Annotated in this window: 4 protein-coding genes; all 4 read left to right on the top strand. The window is 47.0% G+C overall.

All coding sequences use genetic code 11. The features are described from left to right. Positions 1-145 precede the first annotated feature (145 nt). The 4 genes from B5E53_RS18300 to B5E53_RS18285 all read left to right on the top strand — a co-directional run bounded on the left by B5E53_RS18300 (position 146) and on the right by B5E53_RS18285 (position 4528). A complete protein-coding gene (locus B5E53_RS18300) occupies positions 146-955 on the top strand; it encodes an HAD family hydrolase (protein ID WP_087317562.1) in 810 nt (269 codons plus the stop codon). A gap of 18 nt (positions 956-973) precedes the next feature. After that, positions 974-1957, top strand: a complete 984-nt coding sequence (locus tag B5E53_RS18295) for a CehA/McbA family metallohydrolase (RefSeq protein ID WP_087317560.1) — start codon at positions 974-976, stop codon at positions 1955-1957. A gap of 33 nt (positions 1958-1990) precedes the next feature. After that, positions 1991-3325 (top strand): D-serine ammonia-lyase, encoded by a 1335-nt coding sequence (locus tag B5E53_RS18290; protein ID WP_087317558.1) that lies wholly within the window; start codon positions 1991-1993, stop codon positions 3323-3325. A 645-nt stretch (positions 3326-3970) separates the two neighbouring features. Next, positions 3971-4528 carry an RNA polymerase sigma factor gene (locus B5E53_RS18285; RefSeq protein WP_087317556.1) on the top strand — a complete coding sequence of 186 codons (558 nt, stop codon included), beginning with the start codon at positions 3971-3973 and terminating at the stop codon, positions 4526-4528. Positions 4529-4533: the final 5 nt, after the last annotated feature.

The following is a 4533-nucleotide window of genomic DNA, read 5'->3' as shown; positions in this document are numbered from 1 at the left end:
TTGACGAAATACAGCCAGGTACCAGTCTGCCGAAGTGGAGGAGGAGAACTTTTATCAATGCCTTGTCTTCGGTAAAGCAGCCTTCTGTGGGCTGCAAAGAGATTTACAAATCCCAATTTACTTTAAGAAGAAAGGACAATACATCATGATAAAGTTAATTGTTTCCGACGTGGACGATACCTTATTGCCGGAAAGCACTATGGATCTGAATCCGGAATATTTTGAAGTGATAAAAAAACTGCAGGAGAAGGGAGTTATTTTTGTGGCTGCCAGCGGTCGCCAGAAGGTCAGCATCAAAAAAGTATTTGCGCCGATTCAGGGCAGCATTGCTTATCTGGCGGATAACGGAACAGATATCTCGGCGGGAGATTTCGTGGAGTCCATGAAGTTTGAAGAGGAAGATTATGTGAAGCTGGCACAGGATCTGGAATCTTTGAACAGCCGGGGTTTTACTTACATGCCGAGCATGCCCGACTGGAACTTTGTGGATGAGGCGAGAGAGGATTTCTATCAGGTTGTTCTCGGATACGGCTGCCAGGTAAAAAAGGTACCGGATTTGAAAGCTCTGCCAAATATCAGCAAGGTGTCACTGTATGATCCGGATGGAATCCCTTCAGATGTGGAGGAGGCCATGAAAGAGCGCTGGTCCGACAAGATGGATGTCTGCATTGCCGGAAGCTGTTACCTGGATTTTACAAAAAAAGGATGTAATAAAGGGAAGGGACTGGAGATCCTGCAGAAACACTATGGTATTACATATGAGGAGACAGCAGCATTTGGAAATGCCGACAACGACATTTCTCTCATTGAGAAGGCCAAATACGGCTACGCTGTGGGAAATGCCAGTGATGCTCTGAAAAAAGCAGCCTATGAAGTGATCGCTCCCATGCAGGAAGACGCGGTGCTTGGCAAGCTGAAAGAGATTCTGGCGGAAATGGAAGGAAAATGTGAATAAACCAGAAAGGACAGACCCATGAATGTGACTATAAAAGGATATAGTGAGGGAGGAAACTGGTATAAGGGAAACCTTCACTGCCACACAACGGATTCTGACGGAAAGCTGACTCCGTCAGAAGTGGCAGAATTGTATCGTTCCGCAGGATATGATTTCCTGGCCATCAGCGATCATAACATTTTCTCTGATTACAGAAAACAGTTTGATGATGAAACTTTTATTATTCTGCCGGCCATGGAAGCATCAGCAGCTCTGTTTGAAGATGAAAGCCGGAAAAATCTGCGGAAAGTACATCACATCCATGGAATTCTTGGCAGTGAAGAGATGCAAAAACAGGCGGAAAAGGAACTCTTTTCCCATTTGCAGAGATATCCGGAACGGGAATATTTTGGAAACTGGGACGGGGCCGCGGTCGCCCAGAGACTTCAGGATGATTTAAAAGCCCATGGATGTCTGACCATTTACAATCATCCGGTCTGGTCAAGAGTTCGGGAAGAAGAATTTATTTATACAAAGGGACTCACCGCACTGGAAATATATAATTACGGAACCGTTAACGAAAGTGCCACAGGTTTTGACTCCCTGCGATGGGATGTGATGCTTCGTGACGGAGTCCGCATTTTTGCCACGGCGTCTGATGACAATCATAATAGAGAAGTTCCGGACAGCTTTGGCGGGTTTATCATGGTAAAAGCGGAAAAGCTCAGCCATGAGAATATTATTCAGGCGATTTTGGCTGGAAATTATTACTCTTCATCGGGACCGGAAATTTACGACTGGGGTATGGAAGACGGAACGGCTTATGTGGAATGCAGTCCGGTGAGCAGAGTGAATTTCATAGCCGGCAATGCGGTTAATGCGGGAGCCTCTGTCTTGTCGGACACCGGGAAGGATGCTATCGCCCGGGCAGAGTTTTCTCTTCGCGGTGATGAGACATATATCAGGGCAGAATGTGTGGACAGCCATGGAAAAACAGCCTGGTCTAATCCGATTTTTCTTTAAAGTTCACGGTACAGATGATATGGAGGAAAAGACATGGAAAACTTTGAGAAACTGATACCAAAGCTTCCCCTGATAAAGCAAATGCAGCGTCGGGAAGAGGTATTCTGGGTAAATCCCCGGAAAACCTCTTTCGCAGAAAGTATGGAAGGCTGCGAACTTAATGCCGGCGATGTGGAGGATGCACAGCAAAGATTGCTGCGGTTTGCACCTCTCATCGAGAAATATTTTCCGGAGACAAAACCCCTGCATGGACTGATCGAATCTCCTCTGGTGGAAATAAATGCCATGAAAGACTGCCTCAATGAGAAATATGGGGCGGATCTGGATGGACGGCTCTTTTTGAAAGAGGACAGCCATCTGGCTATCGCCGGTTCCGTAAAAGCCCGGGGCGGCATCTACGAGGTTCTCAACTATACAGAGAAACTGGCCAGAGAGCACGGATTTCTCGGAGAGGGTGAGAGCTACGAGAAACTGGGTGATGAAGAAGTGCGGCGCTTCCTGAACGGTTATACTATTCAGGTGGGTTCCACCGGCAACCTGGGCCTGAGCATCGGCATCATCAGCGCCGTGCTGGGATATCAGGTGATCGTCCACATGTCCGCCGATGCAAAGCAGTGGAAAAAGGAATTACTCCGGAGCCATGGCGTTGTGGTGAAAGAATATGAGGGAGACTACGGGGAAGCGGTGAAAAAAGGAAGAGAACTTTCTGACGCGGACCCTTACAGCTATTTCATCGACGATGAGAACTCCAGAACGCTCTTTCTGGGCTATGCCACAGCGGGAGAGCGGATAAAGAAACAGTTCCATGACAGGCAGATTGTCATCGATGAAGAACACCCGCTTTTTGTCTACATCCCCTGCGGGGTGGGCGGTGCACCCGGCGGCATCAGTTTCGGCCTGAAACAGGTATTTAGAGACGCCATACACTGCTTTTTTGTGGAACCAGTGCAGGCCCCGTGCATGCTGCTGGGCATGGCCACCGGCCTCAATCATGAGATATCCGTTCAGGACATCGGACTCAGCGGCAAAACCCACGCCGACGGTCTGGCCGTGGGACGACCTTCCGGTTTCGTGGGAACCATCATGAAAAAAATGTTCAGCGGCGGTATGACTGTTCAGGATTATAAATTATATGAATATATGAGAGACCTGCTGGCACAGGAAGACGTCTTTCTGGAACCCAGCGCCTGCGCTGCTTTCCAGGGACCGGTATTCCTGAACCAGAACCCGGAACTACAGGACTACATCCGAAAAAATGGTCTGGAGAGTAAAATGCAAAATGCGGTTCATGTGGTGTGGGCCACAGGCGGAAGCCTGGTGCCGGAGGACATCAGAGAAGAATATATACACACGGAGCTGCAAGAGTAAAAGGACGGTCAGATCGGATTAAATTTCCAAAAGGGAGAGCACCCTTCTATCTTTTCCAACGCAGAAGAAACCGCATCGCTGATAAAAAAATTCATAAGTCAACATATAACTGAATAATCGCTGACGTAATGGCAGCAGCTACCAGGCAGGAAATCTCAAAAGGACTTCCTGCTTTTTCTTTTGTCTCTGATGTTAAATCTATCGAATTCGATAGATGCAGAGTGCAGCTGGCAGTTCGAAATTTTCCAAAATATATTTGAAATTTTTCAAAATACTATGTGGATTCCTCTGCCGGAGTGGTACTTATAGAATAGATGGATATCTGTTCTGCGGAAATAGATAGATATTCATTCAGTGAAAATAGATGGACATCTGCCTGAGGTTTTCATACAATATATTTATTAGACGTACTACATATATGTCGTAAAATATATGGGAAACAGAGGAAAAACAGAAACGTACGTGGAAAAGTTTGGAAGTAAACTTCCAAATCTGTCATTATTGACGCAGCAAGTGCATCAGAAAGAGGAAAATATGAAAAAAATCTAGTGCATTGTCTCATTCATTCTGCGTCATTCTGCGAATTGTGAATGATACAGTACACTAGTCTGAAAGTACACATTCAGACATCATGGAGGTGAGGAGATGGAGGATAAAGATATCATCGCTTTGTACTGGGAGCGGTCAGAAAGAGCAATCGAGGAGACGGATATCAAGTATGGAAAGTTATGCCGCAGCCTGTCCATGGGAATCGTGGACGACAGGCGGGACAGCGAGGAGGTCATCAATGACAGCTGGCTGGCGGTGTGGAACACACTGCCGCCGCAGTGGCCGAAGTTTTTCAAAGCGTATGTATGCCGGATCGTCAAAAATCTTTCCCTGAAAAGGTTTACCCATAACCATGCATTGAAAAGAAAATGCATGTACGAGCAGTCGCTGGAAGAGCTAAACGACTGCGCGGGCCGTGGAGCGGCCATTGACGATGCGGTGATGAAGGAAGATCTGGTAAAAGTGGTCAATCGGTTCCTGGGAGAGCTTTCGGACAATAACCGGGATATCTTTCTGGAAAGGTACTGGTTTGCCGGGTCTCTGGAAGAAATCGGAGAGCGGCACGGCATTTCAAAGAAAACCGCATCCATGCGGCTTTCAAGAATCCGGGAACAGCTGAGAAAATATCTTAGGAAGGAGGGCTATGACATATGACGGGA

Source organism: Eubacterium sp. An11 (assembly GCF_002161065.1).
In the GTDB taxonomy this organism is placed as follows: Bacteria; Bacillota; Clostridia; order Lachnospirales; family Lachnospiraceae; genus Anaerobutyricum; species Anaerobutyricum faecale.
Note: the sequence above shows the minus strand (reverse complement) of the source record. Positions and strands in the feature narration are given on the sequence as shown.

What these genes read in the sequence shown, in the direction of transcription:
- B5E53_RS18300 (WP_087317562.1), top strand. Translation starts at nt 146, where the DNA reads ATGATAAAGTTAATTGTTTCCGACGTGGACGATACCTTATTGCCGGAA.
- B5E53_RS18295 (WP_087317560.1), top strand. Translation starts at nt 974, where the DNA reads ATGAATGTGACTATAAAAGGATATAGTGAGGGAGGAAACTGGTATAAG.
- B5E53_RS18290 (WP_087317558.1), top strand. Translation starts at nt 1,991, where the DNA reads ATGGAAAACTTTGAGAAACTGATACCAAAGCTTCCCCTGATAAAGCAA.
- B5E53_RS18285 (WP_087317556.1), top strand. Translation starts at nt 3,971, where the DNA reads ATGGAGGATAAAGATATCATCGCTTTGTACTGGGAGCGGTCAGAAAGA.